The sequence below is a fragment of the Nitrospira sp. genome (assembly GCA_035968315.1).
Taxonomy (GTDB): Bacteria; Nitrospirota; Nitrospiria; order Nitrospirales; family Nitrospiraceae; genus Nitrospira_D.
Map to the genome: position 1 here is coordinate 1037501 of JAVYIN010000005.1, position 21547 is coordinate 1059047.

Here is a 21547-nt window from a genome sequence, read left to right on the forward strand (position 1 = left end):
TTACCCAACCGCCTACGCTCCCTGTACGCCCAGTGAATCCGAACAACGCTTGCCACCTTCGTATTACCGCGGCTGCTGGCACGAAGTTAGCCGTGGCTGCTTCTGGAGGTACCGTCCAAATGGGTTACCCCATTCCATCTTCCCTCCCGAAAGGGGTTTACAATCCGAAGACCTTCATCCCCCACGCGGCGTCGCTGCGTCAGACTTTCGTCCATTGCGCAATATTCCTTACTGCTGCCTCCCGTAGGAGTCTGGCCCGTGTCGCAGTGCCAGTGTGGCTGATCGTCCTCTCAGACCAGCTACCCGTCGAAGCCTTGGTGAGCCGTTACCTCACCAACAAGCTGATAGGACATGAGCCCATCCATGAGCGCAGTACCCACGGTACTGCTTTCTTTCCGGAACCGAAGTCCCGGAAACGTATGCGGTATTAGCTAACCTTTCGGCTAGTTATTCCCCACTCGAGGGTAGGTTACCCATGTATTCCTCACCCGTTCGCCGCTTTACAAGTGTATTGCTACACCTTCTCGCTCGACTTGCATGTATTAGGCGCGCCGCCAGCGTTCGTTCTGAGCCAGGATCAAACTCTCAAATAGGTATTTTTAAATTGGACCAAGGGCCACCACTTCAATACACCTTACACCTTGCTCAACTTCCTCTATTTAGTTTTCAAAGAACAATCGCACACGTTCTTGATGCGAGTCGCGCACTATACAGAGCGCAAACTCACATGTCAAGGGACCCGCTCGAATTATTTTCGGGTAGTTTCCCTCTGAGAACCGCACCGTGACTCGCCGTCAGGCGCGTTCAACAGGCAGACTCACAACAACCAGCGCACGAGTGGGAAGATACCAATATCCCTCCTGAGAGTCAAGCCCCATTTCGTTGTATAATCAATTATTATGAAAAATGATCAAAACCTCCGCCAATTGCGCCGCCGGACGATTCTACAGGCCCTAGGACTCGGCACACTGGCCGGAATGACCGGTGGCTGCGATGCCATCGGCTCTGTTTTTGGACGCATGTTCGCCATTCCGCCGCGCGACACCACCTATTTCACGCCCAATTCAAAGTTCTACGTCGTCAACTATGCCGATTCCGCCGTCTCCGTGTCGCGCGAAGTCAATATCGAACAGTGGAAACTTCAGATCAAAGGCGCCGTGAAAAATCCGCTCTCGCTGGGCTGGCGTGGCATTTTGAATCGCGACTCCTACGATCAAGTGTCCACCCTTATGTGCATCGACACACTCCCCGGCGGCGACAGCATGGGCACCGCAACCTGGCGCGGCATTTCCCTCAAAAAGCTCCTGCAAGATGCCGGCGCCGATGAAGAAACCGCGCGCGATGTGATCTTTCGCGGCATCGACGGCTATGACGACAGCATTCCCTTCGCGCGGGCCATGCAAGATGACGTAATGCTTGCCTTCCTCATGAACGGCGAAAAGCTTCCGAAGGAGCACGGCTTCCCGATTCGCCTTATCGTACCGGGGCTCTATGGCATTAAGAATGTGAAATGGATCACGGAGATCGAAGTCTATCCCGGAGATTATCAAGGGTACTGGCAGCGCAAAGGCTGGACCGACGATGCCACCATCAAAATTTTCTCGCGCATCGATTCACCCGGCCATTATCAAAGCCTGCGCGGGCCGCAGCAGAAGTTCCGCGGCATCGCCTTCGGGGGACCGAACAGTATCAGCAAGGTGGAATTGAGTTTCGATGCGGGAAATACGTGGAACGACTGCGAGATCGAACCGCCGATGTCGCCCTACTCCTGGGTCATCTGGCACTATACCTGGACGCCGCCCAGGCGCGGGAAATTCCAAACCGTCGTGCGCGCGACCGACACGAAAGGTCAGCTGCAAATCGCGGAAATCGTGAGACCGCAGCCAGCCGGAGCAAGCGGGCTGCACACGATTATCGCGGAAGTCGATCAGCTCTAGCTGCTCCGCTCCGCTCCGCCCTCAATCGCTTGCCCACATCAAGGTATTCACTACCTACCCCTCGGCAGCCAAACTCTCTGCGACAAAACCAAACTCATTTCTTCCTGGGCTTTTTGGCGAGGTTCCAGAACCCACGAGGATCGGTGATCGCCAAACCGGCAACCTGCCCTGCGACATCCAGCAAGTCCTTGTCGCCTGTGACCAGCACATCCGCTTTGGATGCCAGCGCTGAGGCGAGCACCCACTGATCGTCCTCGTCTCGGACTGGAATGGACGAGAGCGACTTCGGCTTAGGCTGAACGGTCTGATTTTCGAGGAAGGCAAGGATCTCTTGAATTTGCTCAGCAGGAAGCTGAATCTTCCGCTTCAACACCTGCTTCAACTCATGCAAGACGACTTCGCCTGTGATGAGCTGGTGTTCGGCGAGCACGAGTCGAATGACATCGGCACAGAGACCACGCGTGGTAAAGCCGCTGACCAATACGTTGGTATCGAGAAAAACTCTCACGACACGGCTTTGAACACGTCCTCGTCCGTGAGGAAGCCTCGTGCTTCCGCAAATGGCATTGCCTTATGGCGGAGCTGCTCAAAAGTCATCAGAGACAACTGTCTCCGGAGAGCATCTCGCACCACATCGCTTCGCTTCCGCTTCGAGCGACGGCAAAACTTGTCGAGCATCCGATCAAGGTCCTGATCGAGTCGTATTGTGACGGCGTTACCCATGTCTGACAATGTATTACAAATACGCTCGAGACGCAAGCCGTCAGAGCAACTGCCCCCTCAGGTACAGTCACCAAACAGTTCTAACGCGCATTGGTTGATACCCCTACAGCATCCGCTGCACATCGGCCTTCACATTGGCCAAACACGGCTCTTGGTTGGGCTCGGAGGTTCTCGTCACCACAATGGCAGCCGGAACATTTTCCCAATGCCGCAGATCCGGTCTCAGCGCGCCTTCCAGCACTTGAGGGGCCGTGCTCATCAGCGCGATCCCTCCCATCACGGACAACTGACACAACGCCCCTTTGCCATTGCCGGCCGCATCAACCGCACAGCCTCCGACCATAATCCCTGCTCCTGCCGCCAGGGGAATCAGGCTATAGGTCAGACCGAATGGCAGCCTGATCCACGTCTGCACATTCAAGAGCGGATGATAGGCCTGGCTATGGCGCATCGCGACCTTCTCGAACCAGCTTTCCGTCGACAATCGGAGTCCGGTTTCTGACGCGCAGGTTTTCAGAAACGGCTGCGTGGGGGTGATCGAAAAATACCCGCTGGTCGAATTGGCAAATTGCAGATCCCAATCGAGTTGAGGAAACGTGCCGAGTTGATAGACCCGCCACGAGGCCCCGGCCTCATCACCGCGATCGATACGGCTCACCCGTTCCCCGGCAAAACGGCGAAGGGCCTCGTCCTCTTTCTTAGTCAGGCGCGGCAAGTCACGAAGCCGCAACCAATCGACTCGCGCCTCACCGATCTCTCCGAGCTGTTCCCAAAGAATGGCGGAAAGCAGAAGATTGACGGGATCTTCGCCGTAATTGTAGATCGGAGCAAAGAGTTCATGATCCAGACGCCGCAGTTCCACCTTGGCCTCTTGATCCTTGTGCATCCGCAGATAGCTGGCCGCCAGCAGCGTATTCAGATAGCCCCGTTCGTAGCTTTCCATCACATATTCGATGAACGTGCCATCGGGGACAAAGACGTTCGCCGCTTCTCTGGTGAATGAAAAGGCTTTGTGCCGAAACTGGGATTGCGCGCCGGCTCCGTATTGCACCACCAGGCCATCGCAGTGGGAGGCGAACGCCTCCGACAACAGACTGAGGGTCTTGATTCGTTCCGAGAGATCGAAGGATTGCTCGATCACCGAACAATCCCTGGCGCTCTGCTGCCGTACGCTCCCCGAATGACAACTGCTCAGGAGAAGACCGCAAAAACAGGCCAGGCCAATAGCTGCCGCGACGTGCGTTCGTATGCTGGCCCAACTGACAACCATCCGTCCTCCCCCACCCCCGGCTTGCTTCTCGCTGCAAATCTCGCTACTGGTAGTTCATCCGCTTCCTATTTCTGGAGGGCATTATGGCACGGCGATTCCTCACATTCTCACTCCTCGTTCTCGGACTCATGGGCTGCGATCTGCGATCTCCGGCCCTGCAACAGGACAAGCTGGCATCCCCCGTATCAGCCCAGCCCCAGGCCTCGGCGCCCCACCGTAACGGGGAAATCCGGCGGCGCGCCGTGACGATCGATGGTGTCTCGCTCAGCATTTTGGAGGCCGGCGCTGGCGAGCCCATCATCTTCGTGCATGGCGTCGTTACAACCAGCAACATTTTCCCCGCCTATCTCAGCGCGTACTCACCGGACTTCCGGGGCATTGCGGTCGACCTGCGGGGCTATGGCGATTCGGAGAAACCGGCGGGCGGATTCACGATCAAGCAATTCTCCAAAGACCTCATCGCGCTGGCCGACGCGCTCGGCATCGAGAAGCCCGTGTGGGTCGGCGTGTCCATGGGAGGGATGATTCTGCAACAGCTGGCCATAGATTACCCCGATCGCGTCCGCGCGCTGGTGCTGGTCTCGACGACGGACGGCGCCATGGTGCTCGACAAGGACCTGCCGACCATCGGCAACCCCAGAGATTTCCGCGACGTTTCGAGAAACATCATCGTCGAGAGCTTCCCGCCCGGCACCGCGCCAGCCCTCTACCAGCCCTTGCTCGACCGCATTCCGACATGGAACGCCACCGTGCTGCGCGAGGCCTTGACGGACATGGCCCGCGCCAACGTCCATGGGCAGATTGCACAGATCACGGCACCGACACTCGTCGTGGTGGGCGCCAAAGACGAGGTGGCGACACCGGCGATCGCGCGCGGCATTCAATCGCAAATCGCAGGGGCCCGGCTCGTCGAGTTCAACACCGGGCACTTTATGATGGCCGAAGATCCGGAAGGATTTCGCACCGCGCTGGGACGCTTCTTGCAGAGCCTCAAGCCCGAGTGACCGGCCAGCCTGCGGCTTGAGGCATCAGGCTCCGCCGCCTAGCGGCTTTTTGACTCAGCCCTTTCCTCATAGGCCCGCAAGAGATCGGCGAGCGAGAGCACGCCGATGATGGTTCTATCGGCCGTGACTGCCAAGTGGCGAATCCCTTCCTTCTTCATGAGGGCGATAGCCTCGGCCAATGACTCGGTCTCTTCAATCGTCACTACAGGCTTGCTCATGCACATCATCACCGTGGTCGTATTGGGATCGAGCCCCTTGGCGACGGCCTTTCGGCTCAGGTCTGAATCCGTGACAATGCCGATGTAGCGGGAACCATCGTCCACGATCAATGACCCGACTTTGTATTTCAGCAGCAGGCGCCCCGCTTCCTTGATGGTGGCGGCCCGATGCACGCTGCGCACATCGTGGCTCATGTAGCCCTCGACCGTATGCCGTGTCAGCGATTGTCCCCCCAGGGCCGCCTGCCGGGAGACTTGAACCCGATACCGCATCTCCAGGTCGGACAAGCAGCTTTCGAGCACCTGCCGCCGCTGATGCAGGCTTTCCCGTTCGATGTCTTGCATCCCGCTCTCCTGGGCCTCTTCCGGAACCAGGGGTGCCTCGCCGGTCTTGGCGTAGATATAGGCTTCCAGCTCATCCGATGCCTGTCCGTACACCTGGCCGATCAATTCCTCCGCCGCATCGTCGAACACGTCGAGCGGCGTCGTCGATCGCTTGCGCGACAGAAACGGCTGAAACAGACCGAGCTGCTTGCGGAACCGCTCGATGTACCGTTTGAGAATATCGGTCCGGACCAATCCAGTGCGCACTCGTTTTGGCATAGGGCCTCCTGGTTAGACGATAGAGAATACCCCACCCTCCAACGGGGCTCAAGTCGTGCGCACTCGCCAGGCCGCCACGAAGTCAGGCCACTTGCCGCTTTGACGCCTCATAGGTTGCCTCACCGGCCTGCACGGCTTTTTTCGGTTCCCGGCCCCGGACGCGATGCATTTTGTCCCTGGTGTGATAGGGCAACAGCCCTTCCAAGACGGCCGGCAGCTTGTCACAGGGCACATCCTCCATAATCTTGATGGCCAGTTTCGGATCGGGCCCTGACCGCCCGCCGACGAAAATATCCACCGCCTCGACGACTTTTCCGTCGATCTTGGCCTTCTTCCCCAAGAATCCGACATCCGCGACCAGGTGATTGCCGCAACTGGCCGGACATCCTGACCAGTGCATGGTGATGGGCTTCAGCGCTCCGCTAAGCCGTCCCTCCAGCGCATTGGCCACCTCAACGGCCCGGCTCTTGGTTTCAATCACCGCCAGGTTGCAATAGTCGTTGCCGACACAACTCACCAGTCCCCGATAGAGCGCCGAGGGATTGTACGCGAACTGCTTCAGCAGCGGCTCTTCCGCCAGTTCGCCGATCTTCCTGTCGCTGATGTTCGTCACGATCAGCGCCTGCCCCGGAGTGATGCGCACTTCTCCGGTCCCGTACTTCTCGGCCAGGCTGAGAATCTTCACCAGATCATCCGCCTTCAGGCGCCCCACCAGCACTTTCAGCCCGACGTAGTTCATTCCCCGTTGCCGTTGACGAAAAATCCCGACGTGATCGGCCTCGCCCATCTTCCGCGCATCGGCGCCGGCCGGCGCCAGGCGCTTGCCGACCCGGGCTTCGACTTCGGCTCGGAACTTGGCCCCCCCCCAGTCCTCGATCAAAAACGCGAGCCGCGCCTGCGTGCGATTCTCCCGCGGCCCGTGATCCCGGTAGATCTCCAGCACCGCACGGCACAGGTCCAGTGCGTCGGCCGGATTGACGAAGACATCCAGCGGACTCGCAATCCGGTAGCCTCCCGATCCAAGCTTCCCGCCCACCAGCACATTGAACCCGAGGCACCGGTCATGCCCCAAATCGTAGTAGGCCGGAATCAGCGCCAGATCCTGCGTCTCCATGTGCACGCAGTTGTGCGGACAGCCCGTGACCGCCACGTTGAGCTTCCGCGGCAAATTGGAATAGGCCGGATTGCCGAGGATGTCGTCGTTGATCGCCCGTACGAGCCCGGACGTTTCAACCACCTCGTCGGGGCTCAGTCCGGCAACCGGGCATGTCATCACGTTTCGCACGTTATCCATGCCCGTTTGCAGCGACGTGAGCCCCACCGCCTCCATCTTGGCAAACACCGCCGGCACATCCTCGATCGTGATGTGCCGGAGCTGGATTTGCTGTCTCGTCGTCAGATCGAGCAGACCATTGCCATACGTGGAGGCAATCTCGGCCAGCGCCCGCAATTGATACGTGGTCGCATGCCCGCCGGGAATCCTGACCCGCACCATGAAGAACCCCGGCGTCGGATTGCGCAAGAACAGGCCATACCACTTGAGCCGCTGGACATCGCCCTCGGAAATCGACTCCCATCCCGTCGTCGCATAGCGGGCAATCATCTCCCCCACGGCCAATCCATCGCGCTCGGTCTTTATCGCCTCGATCTTGTTCATCCTGTCCTCCGTCCAGCCAGGCCTCTGTCTGTTATGAAGGGTGGGCTCCCTGCCCATCCCGCTCAGTCTGTCTCCTGCTGACGCGCTCTTCTTAGAATGTCTTGTACTCCAGCCACTTGCCATTCAGCGTGATCTTGCACCGGGCCTCGCCCTGGCTTCCGGTCACTTTTTCCATATCCAGCGTGAAATCGATCGCGCTCATGATCCCGTCGCCGAACATCTCGTTCGCCTGTTCTCGCATCGAATCGCCATAGACCCCGATAATTTCCAGCAGCCGGTATTTGAAGGGATCCGTGGCGTTCGGGAAATCCGCTCGCACCGGAAACCGGCTCAACGACGCGGTTAACTCGTCATCCAGCCCCAACAGATCGCCGACTTTTCTGGCTTCGTCGGCCGCAAGCTTGTGATTACCCTGCAGCGCGGCCGCCACAAAAGTCGGGTTCTTGCCCACCACTTTGGCCACCTCGGCAATCGTCACCTTCTTGGCCAGCCGCTTCTCCTTAATCGCCTTCCGAATGTCATCCTTCGACATGGTGCTCTCCTTGTGTGAATGTGAAGCTGTTCCCTCTCCGATCTCCGCTTACGACCGCGCCACCACCGGCGATACCGGCACCGCCACCGGGGCGGCCTCCACCTCCGCGACTCGATAGGGGCTCACCAGCCAGTAGAGCCCTCCGACAAACAATCCGCCGCCCACGACATTGCCCAGGACCACGAACAGCTGGTTGTACCAAAACCCGCCCCAGCTGATGCCCGCCCCATGCGGAAGGAACAAGGCCATCCCCAACAACGATTGATTGGCGATGCTATGCTCAAACCCCGTTCCGATGAACGCGAAGAGGCACCAGAAGATCAGCAGGATTTTTGCCGCGTCGTTGCTGGTCCGGCCGGACATCCAGACCGCGAGGCAGATCAGCCAGTTGCAAAGAATGCCTCGGATGAACAATTCCCAGGCCGGCAGCGACATTTTCGCGGCCGCCACTGACCCGAGGAATTCCGCCGCCGGCCCCTTCGCAAAGACACCGGACTCCGCGATCAGCCAGGCCAGCGCCAGCGACCCGATCACATTGCCGATCCATGACCAGACATTGAGTCCGATCACCTGCGGCCAGCTCACACTGCGGGAGAGTCCCCCGATCGCCCCCACCATGTTGTTGCCCGTAAAGAGCTCGGACCCGGCAAACATGACCAAGGTGAGCGCAATGCCGAACGAGGCCCCCATGACCAGCTTCACAACCGGCGATCCCGCCGCCACCAACGGCCCGCCGAGGCTGAATATCAACGCGATGCCGAATCCGAGATAGACGCCGGCCATCGCCGACAACAGCAGATATCCGCCCGGTGCCTGGTTCAGAAACCCGACTTTCAGTTTCGCCAGATCGGCGATTCGTTGATGATCTGCGAGATGCATTGGCTCCTCCTTGTTGAGGGTGAAGGCCCGCCGCCGGAGACCCGAATAACACAAAGGCGTCCTTATTCCCGCCAGGGAACAAGGACGCCTTTGTCCTTCCGTTGAAACACTGTTGCGCCTTAGGCGGGACGGCTCCGTCTCGCCCGGCACGCTGAAAATAAAAAGGCGCCCGCCATTCATTCCTGAATGACGGACGCCTTTGTCCGTTTCCTGTCTCGCATGGACGTTATCGAAGCGCCATTGCCTCGACCCTGTCCATTATTGGGAGATGTACCACAGCTCCCGGAAACCCGTCAACCCATACCGAAGAAAGGGCCCGAGCGCTCTAAATGTCGTAGTACAGATAGAACTCGTACGGGTGCGGCCGCAACCGCATCGTATCGACTTCCTTGGTCCGCTTATAGCTGATCCAGGCCTCGATCAGATCTTCAGAGAAGACCCCGCCCTTGAGCAGGAACTGATGGTCCTTCTCCAGGTTGTTGAGCGACTCGTCCAGGCTGCCTGGCATGGTCCTGATCTTGGCCATTTCCTTGGCCTCGAGATCGTACAGATCCTTCTCCGCCGGCTCGCCCGGGACAATCTTGTTTTCGATCCCGTCCAGACCCGCCATCAACATGGCGGCGAAGGCGAGATAGGGATTGGCGCCGGGATCCGGGAAACGGACTTCGATCCGCTTCGCCTTGGGGCTCGGCGAGTACATCGGGATGCGGATGCCGGCCGACCGGTTCCGGCTGGAGTACGCCAGCAACACCGGGGCTTCAAATCCCGGCGTCAACCGCTTGTACGAGTTGGTCGTCGGGTTGGTGAACGCAGCCAAGGCCGGCGCGTGCTTCAGAATGCCGCCGATGTAATGCAGGCACATCTGTGACACACCCGCATACTCCTTGCCCGCAAACAACGGCTTGCCATCCTTCCAGATGCTCTGGTGGGTGTGCATGCCGGACCCGTTATCGCCGAAAATCGGCTTCGGCATGAACGTCGCCGTCTTGCCGTGGCGGCGCGCGACATTCTTGACGATGTACTTGTACATCATCATCTTGTCGGCGGTCCGCACCAGCGAATCGAAGCGGATATCGATTTCCGCCTGGCCCGCCGTGGCCACTTCATGATGATGCTTCTCAATCGCGATGCCGGCCTTCTCCATTTCGAGCACCATTTCAGTCCGGATATCCTGCTGGGTATCCGTCGGCGCCACCGGGAAATAGCCTTCCTTGCTGCGGATCTTTCCGCCCAGGTTGAGGCCTTCCTGGCCCATATTCCACACGCCCTCTTCGGAATCGATGAAGTAGTAGCCGCTGTGGTTGGTCTGATCGTACCGCGCCTGATCGAAAATGAAGAACTCGGCTTCCGGCCCCCAATAGGAGGTATCGCCGATCTTCGTGCTCTGCAGATACTTCTCCGCCTTCTGCGCGATATAGCGCGGATCGCGATCGTAGGTTTCCCTGGTGATCGGATCGACCACGTTGCCGATCAGGCTCAAGGTCGGCACCGCGCAAAACGGATCCATGCAGGCGGTCGCAGGATCGGGCACCACGAGCATGTCGCTGTTGTTGATCGCCTTCCAGCCGCGGATCGAGGAGCCATCGAGGCCCGACCCGTCCTTGAACAACCCTTCCGTCAACTCGCCGATCGGAATGGTAAAATGCTGCCATGTGCCGATCAGATCCACAAACTTCAAGTCCACGGCTTGAACTTTGTTCTTCTTCGCATACTCTAACACTTCACGAACGTTCATCCCCTCCTCCTTTCAGGCTCTCCACATCGACTGCGTGAGACCTTCACCACGGTTATGCTGCCTTCACACCCAAGAACTGCTCAATCTCCTGCCACACCCCCTGCCGAATCCGCTCAACCTGCTCCGGCTGCTCAATTTTCCGCTCCCGCTCGTCCGTCACATAAAAAACGTCGGCCACTTGGTCCAGCCGCGTGGAAATCCGCGCGGCATGCACCGACAGCCCCTGCTTAAAAATCGCATTCGTGATGACGTAGAGCAACCCCTGCCGATCGTCGGCAAAGACATCGACGATGGTATACCGATCCGAGGTTTCGTTGTCGATCCGCACCTCGGTGGCCTGCCGCGCCGGCGTGATGGAACGCGGGCCCGCGAGCCGCGTGCCACGCCTGACCACCTCCTCCACCGGCTCCCGGCCCAGCAGTACGGATCGGATCATCGCCCCGATCTCCTCGCGGCGTTCATCAGGCGGCGCCCCGGTAAAGTCGGGATCGATCACCTGGAACGTGTCCACGACCACGCCATCCTGCCGGGTAAGAATCTGCGCATCGAGAATCTGCAGACCGTTTGCCGCCATCACCCCGGCGATCTTCGAAAAGATTCCAGGAATCACATCGTTAAAAGTGATCACGGCATATTCGCATGTCCCGAGCACCGTATTGAACTCGGCATCGACCAGCACATCTCCTGGATTCAAGCGCCGAATCGTGGACAAATGCGCCGCAATGCGCCCGGGCGACGTCCCATACGCATAGCGCAAGGGAAACTGCCGCAACTGCGACTCGACCCAGGGCTGGGAAATCTCCACCTGCCCGCGGAACACCGGCTGCTGCAGGACTTCCGACGCGATCCGCTTCAGCCGTTCCGGCGCATCGGCCGCCTGCCGCTCACCGGACACTTCCTGCATGGTCCGTACATAGAGTTCGACCAGCAACGACTCTTTCCATTTGGTCAAGACGCCGGGACCGACGGCGGCAATATCGGCGGCGGTCAGCGCCAACAGCTTGCGCAACACTTCGGGCGTACCCACTTCGCGGGCAAATGGCAGGACGACCTTCTCATCGTTGGGATCGCGGCGGAAGGCCGTATGGGCCATCAGCAAATGCCGGTGCACCAGAAACGCCACGGTCCGCCGCTCGCCCTCGCTGAAGCCCAATCGCGCGGTGACATCTTCGGCGATCCGGCGGCCGACCTCACTGTGATCTTCTTCCTGGCCCTTCCCCAGATCGTGCAGGAACACCGCCAGGTGCAGAAGGTCTTTCCGTTTGATCTCCCGGTAGACTTCACCCAGCATCCCCTGATCCTGCGCGAACGATTCGACCTTGGCGACGGCCAACAGACTGTGCTCGTCGACCGTATACTTATGGTACTGGTTGAACTGCATGAGTCCGCGAACCGTCGAGCAGACCGGAATCAGCTTCTCCAGCAAGTGCGCGCGATGCATGGCCTCGAGCGTCGCGGCGGTTCCGGGTCCGGCCAGGATCTGCATGAACACACGGCTGACCTCCGGTGTGCAAAACGCCTCGTCCGACAGCCCTGCCATATGCCGGTGGATGTCTTCCAGCAGCGACGATTCGATCGTGAGCCGTTTCGAACGGGCCAGGTCGAACAGCCGCATCAGCAGCGCCGGACGCTCCAAAACACGGGGACGCAAGTCGGCCGGGACCGTCAGCGTCTCCCGATTCTGCACAAAGTAGGTGTCCACCTTCGGCGCAGGCAGCCACTGCCTCATCCGCTCCCACAGCGACTGCGACTTGCACCGGCTGACAAACCGCACGGCCGCCTCATGGAGCCCCATCGTATGCCGGTAATACTGCTGCATGAACTGTTCGACCGCGAGGAGATGCGGACGGTCTTCGAAGCCGAACCGCGCCGCCAGCCAGACCTGCTCCTCGAACGAAAGAATCTCCTGCGCCATACCGGCATGCACATGGAGCAACGCCCGCACGCGCAGCAGAAACTCCCGCGCCTCGCTCACGGTGACATAGTCCTGCCGGGACAGAATCCCCCGATCGGAGAGTTCGCGGATCGTCGAGGCCTGATAGCGGGCGATCCCCGCCCATTGGAGCAGATGGAGATCCCTCAGCCCGCCCTGGCTTTTTTTGACATTCGGTTCAAGGAGGTACACCGTCTCGCCGAACTTTTCATATTCGCGGCGGCGCTCGGCCAGCTTCTGCTCGAGATACTTGTCGACGCCGACCGTCACCACCTTGCGCGTGTAGAGCGAGTGGAATTCCTGAAAGAGCTGGGCATTCCCGGCCAAAAACCGCGCCTCCATCATTGAGGTGCGAACGGTGGCGTCGCTCAATCCCAACGCGACACAGTCTTGAATCGTGCGAACACTGTGGCCCACTTGAAAGCCGATGTCCCACAGGGGATGGAGGACCTGCCGGACGAACTCCGGCACAATTTTGGCCGCCTCAGGACGGAACAGCACCATCAAGTCGATATCCGAATAGGGCGACAATTCTCGCCGGCCATAGCCGCCGAGGGCCACCAGGCAGCAATGCTGCAGCCCGGCGGCCATCATGGCTTCACCGCCCTGGCGCCCGGCATTCCGATAGCGGCCGATGATCATCGCGTCCGCCAGATCGGTCTGGGCGGCGACCACTTCGGATCCCGACGCCCCGTCCATCAAGCGCTGCGTAATCACCAGCCGCTGTTCGGCGAACATGGCCCCCGCCGCCGCCTGGTCGGCTTCGGAAAGGGCCAAGGCCCGCTGATCGGACAACACACTCACAATGCCGTGTCCCCCGTTTCTCCCGTTCTGATCCGAACAGCCATGCTGAGATCCCGCACGAAGATCTTCCCGTCGCCGATGCTGCCGGTCTTCGCCGTTCGGGTAATCGCATCAAGCACCCGCTGAACCTGGCTATCCGGCACCGCGACTTCGATTTTCACTTTCGGCACAAACTCGATTGTATACTCCTGACCGCGATAGGTTTCCTTGTGGCCTTTCTGACGGCCAAACCCCTTCACTTCGGTCACCGTCATGCCCTGCACACCGATTTCAAGCAGCGCATCCTTCACTTCATCGAGCTTAAATGGCTTGATAATCGCCTCGATCAATTTCATATCGTCTCCCTCCAGGCTAGGGGCACAGAGCGTATGGCATAGGGCCTGATCGGTCGTCCTCCATCATCGTGCGATTGCATGTGTGGAGACCTCTGACCCAGCACCTCGACCTCCGGCCCAACCACTATGAGTAGGCTCGTTCGTTGTGTTGGCTCAAATCCAATCCGGTTGACTCTTCTTCCGGCTCCACACGAAGTGGCGTGATCCACCCGACAATCTTCAACAACGCAAAAGTTCCGACCCCGGAAAATACCGCCACGACGATCACGGTCAAGAACTGCACACCCAACAGAGACGGATTGCCGAACAATAATCCGTCGGCCCCCCCCGCATTGATCGCCTTGCTGGCAAACAACCCCGTCGCGAGAATTCCGCACACCCCGCCCACGCCGTGGATTCCCACGACATCAAGGGAGTCATCATAGCCGAATTTCCCCTTCCACACAATTGCGAAATAGCACGCCAGGCCAGCGATTGCGCCGATCACCAACGCCGGAAACGGGCCAATATACCCGGACGCCGGCGTCACCGTCGCAAGGCCCGCCACGGCGCCGCTCGCCACGCCGAGCACCGTCGGTTTTCCGCGATGCACCCACTCCACCACACACCAGACAACCGCGGCCATACAGGCGGCGGCATGCGTCGCCACAATCGCCGAGGCGGCCACACCGTTGGCGCCCAGCGCGCTGCCGCCGTTAAATCCAAACCACCCGAACCAGAGCAACCCCGCGCCCAGGAGCGTCATGGGAAGATTATGGGGCCCCATATAATCGCTCCCATACCCCCGCCGCTTGCCCAGCACAATGGCGCACACCAAGGCCGCCACGCCTGAGCTGATATGAATCACCGCGCCACCGGCAAAATCCAGGGCGCCCATCTTGGCGAGCCACCCGCCCCCCCACATCCAATGCGCGAGCGGCACGTAGACCACGATGGACCACAGGGCTGAAAACAGCAGCATCGCGCTAAACCGCTTGCGTTCCGCAAAAGCGCCCGCGATCAGCGCCGGGGTAATCGCCGCAAACATCATTTGAAACAGGAAAAAGACGGTATGCGGGATCGTCGGCCCGTAGACCGGATGCGGCTCCGCCCCAACCCCGCTCAACCCGGCCCATTCCAGCCCGCCGATGATTCCTCCGCGATCAGGACCAAAGGCCAAGCTGTACCCAAAAACAATCCACAGCAGACTGACCACGCTCAGGATCACAAAGCTCTGCATGATCGTCCCCAGCACATTTTTGCTCCGGACCAGCCCGCCGTAAAAGAGGGCCAAGCCCGGCACCAGCATCAGCAATACCAGCGCCGATGACATGAGCATCCATGCCGTATCGCCGGTATCGACCTTGAGCGCCGCCGATCCGCCGGGGTCCTGCGCCATGGAGACGCCCTCAAATAGGACCGCCAGAATCCCTAAGAACAGAGCCGCCCTGCTGAGACCGCCGGCATTCCGTACCGGCTGATACCGACTGCCGCCATTGCCATCTCGTGCCTGATCAATCACTGTGTCCTCCTCCGCTACACACACCACACACGCTACGAATAGGCTCGTTCGTCGTGCTGACTCAGATCCAAGCCCATTCGCTCCTCTTCCTCGCTCACACTCAACCCCATCAGCCTATCGAGCACTTTCAAAATCACGACCGTTGCGATGAACGCAAATCCCACAGAGATCACCACAGCCAGCGCTTGAATGCCGAGTTGGCCGGGATTGCCAAAGAACAACCCATCGGCACCGGCCGCATTGATGGCCTTCGAGGCAAAGAGCCCCGTCGCCAAGGCTCCCCACACACCGCCCACGCCGTGAATCCCCACCACATCGAGGGCATCGTCGTAACCCAGCCGGGCTTTACACAGCACCGCCCCGTAGCACAGGACTCCCGCCCCGAATCCGATTACCAGCGATGCCATGGGGCCGACGAATCCTGAAGCCGGTGTGATAGCCACCAGGCCGGCCACCGCGCCGCTCGCCGCACCGAGCACCGTGGGCTTCCCGCGATAGAGCCACTCCGCGAGCATCCAAGCCAGCGCGGCGGCGGCGGAAGCCGTATTGGTCACGACAAAGGCGCTGGTCGCCAACGCCCCGGACGCCACCGCGCTTCCGGCGTTGAACCCAAACCATCCGAACCAGAGCAGCGAGGCCCCCAAGACCGTCATGGGCAGATTATGCGGGGCCATGTGCTCCTTGCCATACCCCAAACGCCGCCGCATCACCATCACACAGGCCAATGCCGATGCGCCTGAGCTGATATGCACCACCGTCCCGCCGGCGAAGTCCAAGGCGCCGAGATTTCTGACCCATCCCCCGACCGCCCACACCCAATGGGCCAGCGGATCGTAGACCAGCGTGGCCCAAAGGAGGGTAAATACCAGAAAGCTGCTGAACTTCATCCGTTCCGCAATGGCCCCGGTGATGAGCGCCGGCGTGATCACGGCAAACATCATCTGAAACATCATGAACGCCTGATGCGGAATCGTCGCCGCATAATCCGCGTTGGGCTCGAGCCCGACGCCCGTGAGACCGAGCCATTCCAGCCCGCCGATCATGTGTCCCTTATCCGGCCCGAAAGCCAGACTATAGCCCCACAACACCCACTGCACACTGATCACACAGAGGATGATAAAGCTCTGCATGATCGTGCCCAACGCATTCTTCGACCGCACCATGCCGCCATAAAAGAGCGCCAAGCCCGGCGCCGTCATCGCCAGCACCATGGCGGTTGAAACCAACACCCAGGTGGTATCACCGGTATCGATTTTCGGCGCCACGGGAGGCGCGGCTGGTGTGGCCGCCCCATCTGACACCACCGGAACCGGCACTCCGGTTTCTTCCGCCCCAACTCCTGTGACTCCTGCCGCCAAAACAAGACACGACAGGATCGACAGCATCCAACGCATGATACCGACGCGCGTGATCATCGCTTGCTCCTTTCGGCTCTTGTTTAGAACAGGTACACGACTTGGAACGACAAGGTTTCCTGGTTGTTGGTTCGCTCATTCCCATTGAGAAACACATTCTTATTCGAATGGTCATACCGGAATTCCGCCCGCGTGATCAGGGAAGGCACCGGCTTGTACTGAAGCGTATAGGTCGTCTCCCAAAGGGTTTGAGCCACGGCCGTCGCCGCCGCAGATGCGGTCGCACCAGCGCAGGTATTCCACCCACCTGGAGCACCGGTAAACGCACCGACCGACCCCGCCACAACTCCGGTACAAGCCCTGGCCCCACCCGCATCCTCAAAGATCTCGCCCCGGAGCCGCATGCTCCATTGATCATCGAAGTCATGGAGGTAATAGGCGCCTATTCCATTCCACCGGGCATTCTTTCCCGTCTGCCCCGCCACAAGGTTGGCGTTCGCTTCATTCGCATAGTACGGCTCCAGGATGATCGTGTCTTGACTGGTGGCTTTAAACGTAATGATGGATCCCACGACTGTGCGTTGAGCGCTGGCATTTGTGCCCGCTCCCGAAACGACCCCACCGACGGTATTGGATTGCTCCGGTCCGACGGACCCATAGAAATTCACCCCAAATCGTTCATGCGGGGTGATCGCCACGAGCCATTCGACTGTCTTGCCTTTATTGTTATCGTCGACATTGTCCCATCCGTTCACTACCCCCACGGAGGCCGTGACGACTGGATTGAAGGTATAAGTGAATCGAATGCCGGTCGTTGTGAAGGCTTGTCCGAGACCGAACATGAAGGTTCTGGAAAAGTTCGGATTTTCCCAGCTATTGATCACCTCATAGCCGATCAGCGTGTTGATCTTCCCCGCTTGCACTTTCAGGCCGTTGCCGACCGGAAGAATGTACTCGGCATAGAGTTCTTGAAAATCCATTTCGGCGCCGGCCACACCTGGTTGGTAGTTGGTTCTGGCGCGCGTGACGCGCGCATCCGGCCCGAAATTCAACCGCGCACGGAACCCCGCGCGATCAAGGGCGCTTCCCCCTGCGTCGGCAGGCCGCTCCAGCATGAGCTGCGCCATATGCGGCATGAACGAACTCGCGTTCGTATCAAAGATGTGCAGTTGATTGAGGTTGGTACTCGGATTATTGAAGTTATGGGTATAGGCGACATCCACAAATCCTGACACCTTGAATCCCAGTGTCTTCCACAGCGATGGCGCCTCCGCTTTTTTCTCAAGCGCCTCCAGACGCTCCTGAACGGTGGGCCCCGCCGCTGGCGCAGATGCGGGCGGCACCTGCGCCAACACAGAGTGGCTGCCGACTAGCGACACCCACGCACACATTCCAATTCCGATCACACTGCGTACTGACATGGTGACGTCCTCCTTCGTCCGAGTTGGTGATCCCGTTGCTTCGATGCCTTGCCTCTCTCACCTCGACGACGTCGTCGCCACGCACGCCATTGTGCGCATCCTCGCCACTCTTCCCCGTCCATCTGACGGTTCGTCTCATATCGATTCCCAACTGCCCCCAACGCTCCCCTTTTCCTACTTCAACAGGTCTCGATGCCCCAGGGCTAACAGTTCAGCCTCCGCAGCGGCTCGTGTATACATGCCCACGAGGCTCTCGCAGTGTTGAAGGAAATCGATTTTGGGAGAAACGACACCCCTGGTGGTGGGGCCAGGATTCCTTCGATACTCTTCCGCCATAGCCGCCATCTCTTTCGCATGGAGACGAAGATGCGCCGCTTCTTTCTCATACCAAGTTGCCAGTGCCATGTGGTCATTTTTAGCAATCAGACCTTCGGGAGGATTCGCAATCACCGCGCAGGCGACAAACCCTATCAGTACCACCCCCCACAACATGCCACGCGTCATCCACTTGCCCTGAATTGTCATGATGCCCTCCGGTTAGAGTGACCGCTCCCCTTCATGACTCCATCTCCCAGTGGTGGTGATCCCATTCGCATCAAATGCACCATCCCAATTCACCCACCACATCGCTGGACAAAAAAAAACGCCCTCTCGCCCCGATAAGGAGCAGGAGGACGTCATTGTCCGGTTCCTGAAATCTGAAACCCCGCAGGAAACGTCGTTGTTTCCCGCGCGAATATTTGCTCTTCTAACACGCTTCAAGAAATTCTGTCAATATTGATCTCCGTGCCACTCTGGTGGCCATATGACACCGCCCAACGAGCCCACGGCACACAGACCTAGTGGCGCCCCCCAACTTATGCTAAGCTCCCCCCTATCAATGACTTCCCCGCGACACACGGTACCACCGCGTTTTTACACGATCTTTCTGGTGTGGCTCTGCCTCATCAGCACCGCCTGTGGAACGTCACCGCCGGCTCGAACCATTCTCGTTGACGAGGCGCGCGGGACCGTATCCCTTCAGAGACTTCCCGGTCAGTCAATCCAATCCAGCCACCCGATAACTCTGGACACCTCCGTGATCGCCCGCGTCTTGCGAGGACTGCACGTCCAAGAACGGCAGCGAGTTCTGCAAGAAATGTTGGGAGGATCCTCTGCGGCGGCCCCGGTCTTTTCAGAAGAACACATTCAGTTTCTCGCGCCACAGATTGCCCGTGCCCTGGCCACTGCCACCGAGCGAGATTCCGTGGCGTTTCTCGTGCGCACTGCTCGCCCCCGGTCGGGGCAAGCGGACCGCCCGGTCATGGAAACGACCACCGGATCCCTCTATGCATACGGCTTGTCGCTCTATGTCACGCTCTCGCAGTATCGCTACTCGGCGGACCAGCCTCAGACAGATAGCATGGCCCACCGACACCTCCCCGACACATCAGGCCTCTCTAACCGCACCTTGCAGTTTATTCCGCGTATAGCCCAACGCCCGGATAACTTTTACCAGCCACTCGCAGGGGCGCCGACAGACAGAATGGTTGCGATCGATTACCAACAGCTGCAACATGAGCCCCCATCAGAACCCGTGGTTGAGCGAGCGCTCCCTCGAACAAAGCCGGACGCCCCTCCGGCTCCCCAGCCGAAAGGGTCGCCTGGCGAATCGGACGTGTCTGCTCACATGAACGCCGTCCTGGCGGCGCGCGAGAACGAGATCCGCACACTCAAGGATCTCGTCATTCAAAAAGATTTGGAATTGGACTCACTCAGGAAGGCACTGCAAGCCCTTCAGCAACAACTCGACCAGCAACGTCTCAAGCAGGAACGCCCCAAACGCAAATCAACTCCGCCCTCGCCGGCTCCCTAACCATCACGCAGACTAGCAATTGCGATAGCCGTTCGTGATCGGCATCCGCCGATCCTTCCCGAACGCGCGATGGGTGATCTTGATTCCAATCGGCGCCTGGCGGCGTTTGTATTCACTGCGATCGACCAGCGCAATCACCCTCGCCGCCACCGCCCGCTCAAAGCCCATCGCCACAATCTCTTCCAGAGACCGATCCTCTTCCACATAGGCCTTCAAAATGGGATCCAGGATCGGATACGGCGGCAGGCTGTCTTCGTCTTTCTGGTTTGGCCGCAATTCCGCGGTGGGAGCCCGATCCAGCACGCGTTTGGGAATCACGGCCGAAGCCCCACGGGCATTGCGCAGCCGTGACAGGTCATAGACCATCGTCTTCGGCACATCCTTGATCACCGCAAAGCCGCCGGCCATGTCGCCATAGAGCGTGGCATAGCCGACACTCATCTCGCTTTTGTTCCCAGTCGTTAGCACGAGATGGCCGAACTTATTTGAAAAGGCCATCAGAAAGTTCCCCCGAATGCGGGCCTGGAGATTTTCCTCCGTCGTATCGACAGGCCGGCCGGCAAAGGACGCCGCGAGCGACTGCCGACAGGCGTCGAAGACCGAAGTGATCGCGATCGTGTCGTACGCCATGTGGAGGCGGCGAGCCAACTCTGCCACATCCTCACCGCTCTCCTGAGAGGTGTAGGGTGAGGGCATGAACAGCCCCACGACGTTTTCGGCGCCGAGCGCATCAATCGCGATCACCGCCGTGAGCGCTGAGTCGATGCCCCCGCTCAAGCCGATGACGGCTTTTTTGAATCCATTCTTGCGGACATAGTCCTGCACGCCGAGCACGAGGGCGTCATAGACCTCTTCCAACTCTTCCCGTGGAGCCTGAAGAGACGGCACCACCCTGGCCCGCTTCGAGGGGGCCGGTAATTTCACCATCACCCGCTCAACCACACTGGCCAACTTGCCCCCCAGCGCCTTGGCCCGCCGTTGCGCCATCCGCTGGCGAACCACCGCATCCACGTTCACATCGGCAACCAGAAAATCTTCTTGAAAGGCCTTTCCCCGTGCAATCACCGTCCCCGTCTGATCGAGCACAAGACTGTTCCCGTCGAACACCAATTCATCCTGCCCGCCGACCGTATTGGTGTAGGTCACAATCACCCCGTTCTCCCGCGCCCGCGTCGCCAGCATCTGCTCGCGAGTCCGGCTTTTTCCGATCTGAAACGGGGAGGCATTGATGTTGACGATCACTTCCGCCCCGGCGGCGGCCAACAAGCGAGTCGGCCCGTCAGGGAACCAAATGTCTTCACAGATATTGATGCCGATCGTCGCCCCGCGAAGGGTCAGCAACGGCAGCGTCCGCCCAGGGTGAAAATACCGGCTCTCATCGAAAACGCCATAATTCGGGAGGATCCACTTGCTATAACTGGCAACCAGACCTCGTTCGTTCAACACAGCCGCAGCATTCGACAATTCATGCTGGCCCTCGGCGACCACAGGGCGACGGGTCGCCCTGTCGCTGGCCCGTCCTTGCCCGACATAGCCGACCACGGCGAGCAGCCCCCGACAGTCCTTGGCAATCTCATCGAGCGCGCGCAGATTGTCCGCAATGAACCGCGGCTTCAGCAGCAAATCCTCCGGGGGATATCCCGTCACCGCCAATTCCGGAAACGCCACGACATCGGCCTTGGCTTTGCGCGCCTCTTTGATCCAGGATTTGATCGCACGAGTATTCCCGGCGATATCACCGACGGTGGGATTCATCTGGGCCATGGCCAGCCGAAGGATTTGCAT

Annotated in this window: 17 protein-coding genes and 1 rRNA gene (1 of these 18 only partly in view); 3 read left to right on the plus strand and 15 right to left on the minus strand. The window is 59.5% G+C overall.

From position 1 onward, the window contains the following. Positions 1 to 593, minus strand: a 16S ribosomal RNA gene (locus RI101_08625) (it extends 948 nt beyond the left edge of the window). A 306-nt stretch (positions 594 to 899) separates the two neighbouring features. On the opposite strand from RI101_08625, the gene RI101_08630 reads away from it, so the two are divergent. After that, the gene (locus tag RI101_08630) at positions 900 to 1937 is read left to right on the plus strand and encodes a molybdopterin-dependent oxidoreductase (GenBank protein MEC4890109.1); all 1038 of its coding nucleotides are present in this window, start codon (positions 900 to 902) and stop codon (positions 1935 to 1937) included. 94 nt (positions 1938 to 2031) lie between these two features. On the opposite strand, the gene RI101_08635 is transcribed toward RI101_08630, so the two are convergent. Together RI101_08635 and RI101_08640 are read right to left on the minus strand one after the other, a co-directional pair. Continuing rightward, complete coding sequence (locus tag RI101_08635; protein ID MEC4890110.1) at positions 2032 to 2445, minus strand: putative toxin-antitoxin system toxin component, PIN family; 414 nt, start codon at positions 2443 to 2445, stop codon at positions 2032 to 2034. Between the two features lie 318 nt (positions 2446 to 2763). Then, entirely contained in the window at positions 2764 to 3801 is a 1038-nt protein-coding gene (locus tag RI101_08640) for a hypothetical protein (protein ID MEC4890111.1), read from the minus strand. A 212-nt stretch (positions 3802 to 4013) separates the two neighbouring features. Here RI101_08640 and RI101_08645 point away from each other — a divergent pair, with 212 nt between their 5' ends. Further along, positions 4014 to 4934 carry an alpha/beta hydrolase gene (locus RI101_08645; protein MEC4890112.1) on the plus strand — a complete coding sequence of 307 codons (921 nt, stop codon included), beginning with the start codon at positions 4014 to 4016 and terminating at the stop codon, positions 4932 to 4934. A gap of 38 nt (positions 4935 to 4972) precedes the next feature. On the opposite strand, the gene RI101_08650 is transcribed toward RI101_08645, so the two are convergent. The 11 genes from RI101_08650 to RI101_08700 all read right to left on the minus strand — a co-directional run bounded on the left by RI101_08650 (position 4973) and on the right by RI101_08700 (position 18432). Further along, positions 4973 to 5755, minus strand: coding sequence for a CBS domain-containing protein (locus RI101_08650; GenBank protein MEC4890113.1), 783 nt, complete (start codon positions 5753 to 5755; stop codon positions 4973 to 4975). Between the two features lie 82 nt (positions 5756 to 5837). Beyond that, positions 5838 to 7412, minus strand: coding sequence for a ferredoxin--nitrite reductase (locus RI101_08655; GenBank protein MEC4890114.1), 1575 nt, complete (start codon positions 7410 to 7412; stop codon positions 5838 to 5840). A 91-nt stretch (positions 7413 to 7503) separates the two neighbouring features. Continuing rightward, positions 7504 to 7944 (minus strand): cyanase, encoded by a 441-nt coding sequence (gene cynS / locus RI101_08660; protein MEC4890115.1) that lies wholly within the window; start codon positions 7942 to 7944, stop codon positions 7504 to 7506. 48 nt (positions 7945 to 7992) lie between these two features. After that, entirely contained in the window at positions 7993 to 8823 is an 831-nt protein-coding gene (locus tag RI101_08665) for a formate/nitrite transporter family protein (protein ID MEC4890116.1), read from the minus strand. Between the two features lie 325 nt (positions 8824 to 9148). Continuing rightward, on the minus strand, positions 9149 to 10558 hold the full coding sequence (gene glnA / locus RI101_08670; protein ID MEC4890117.1) for a type I glutamate--ammonia ligase: 1410 nt from the start codon (positions 10556 to 10558) through the stop codon (positions 9149 to 9151). 52 nt (positions 10559 to 10610) lie between these two features. Next, positions 10611 to 13295 carry a [protein-PII] uridylyltransferase gene (gene glnD, locus RI101_08675; GenBank protein ID MEC4890118.1) on the minus strand — a complete coding sequence of 895 codons (2685 nt, stop codon included), beginning with the start codon at positions 13293 to 13295 and terminating at the stop codon, positions 10611 to 10613. Further along, complete coding sequence (locus tag RI101_08680) at positions 13292 to 13630, minus strand: P-II family nitrogen regulator (GenBank protein ID MEC4890119.1); 339 nt, start codon at positions 13628 to 13630, stop codon at positions 13292 to 13294. Before RI101_08680 ends, glnD begins: the two co-directional genes overlap by 4 nt. 124 nt (positions 13631 to 13754) lie before the next feature. Further along, complete coding sequence (locus RI101_08685; GenBank protein MEC4890120.1) at positions 13755 to 15131, minus strand: ammonium transporter; 1377 nt, start codon at positions 15129 to 15131, stop codon at positions 13755 to 13757. Between the two features lie 32 nt (positions 15132 to 15163). After that, positions 15164 to 16546, minus strand: a complete 1383-nt coding sequence (locus RI101_08690) for an ammonium transporter (protein MEC4890121.1) — start codon at positions 16544 to 16546, stop codon at positions 15164 to 15166. A gap of 23 nt (positions 16547 to 16569) precedes the next feature. After that, complete coding sequence (locus RI101_08695; protein MEC4890122.1) at positions 16570 to 17907, minus strand: outer membrane beta-barrel protein; 1338 nt, start codon at positions 17905 to 17907, stop codon at positions 16570 to 16572. A gap of 174 nt (positions 17908 to 18081) precedes the next feature. Continuing rightward, on the minus strand, positions 18082 to 18432 hold the full coding sequence (locus RI101_08700; protein MEC4890123.1) for a hypothetical protein: 351 nt from the start codon (positions 18430 to 18432) through the stop codon (positions 18082 to 18084). Positions 18433 to 18985: 553 nt separating this feature from the next. Here RI101_08700 and RI101_08705 point away from each other — a divergent pair. Further along, positions 18986 to 19762: a hypothetical protein gene (locus RI101_08705; GenBank protein MEC4890124.1), complete on the plus strand. Its 777-nt coding sequence runs from the start codon at positions 18986 to 18988 to the stop codon at positions 19760 to 19762. Between the two features lie 12 nt (positions 19763 to 19774). On the opposite strand, the gene RI101_08710 is transcribed toward RI101_08705, so the two are convergent. Next, positions 19775 to 21547, minus strand: a complete 1773-nt coding sequence (locus RI101_08710; protein MEC4890125.1) for an NAD+ synthase — start codon at positions 21545 to 21547, stop codon at positions 19775 to 19777.